This window comes from Streptomyces telluris, assembly GCF_024519335.1.
GTDB classification, from domain to species: Bacteria; Actinomycetota; Actinomycetes; order Streptomycetales; family Streptomycetaceae; genus Streptomyces; species Streptomyces telluris.
This window is the reverse complement of the sequence record NZ_JANIID010000107.1, coordinates 1-325: the sequence shown is the minus strand read 5'-3', so window position 1 is coordinate 325 and position 325 is coordinate 1. Positions and strand designations below refer to the sequence as shown.

1 protein-coding gene is annotated in these 325 nt (G+C 54.8%); it reads left to right on the top strand.

What is annotated here, in order from left to right:
- Positions 1 to 325 (top strand): tetratricopeptide repeat protein (locus NQU55_RS36310; protein ID WP_256791888.1); only part of this gene is annotated, 325 nt, incomplete at both ends.

The window sequence follows — 325 nt, the reverse complement described above, 5'->3', positions numbered from 1 at the left end:
CATCGAGCAGCTAAGCGCCTTCGCTGCCGAATCTATTCAAATTCACGAACAGTTGGCCTTGACTCGTGAGCGAGCCCTCGGCGAAAATCATCCAAACACCCTGGCGTCGATCAATAACCTGGCTGCCTTGCTGCAAGACCAAGGCGAACTCAAAAAAGCTCGCGCACTCCACGAACGGGTCTTGACGACCTATCGAAGGACCCTTGGCGAGGATCACCCAAAGACATTGACGTCACTAAACAACCTGGCTGCTGTATTGCAGGACCAAGGCGAGCTAGAGACGGCCCGAACGTTTTACGCACACGTCCTTTACGCACGCGAGCGT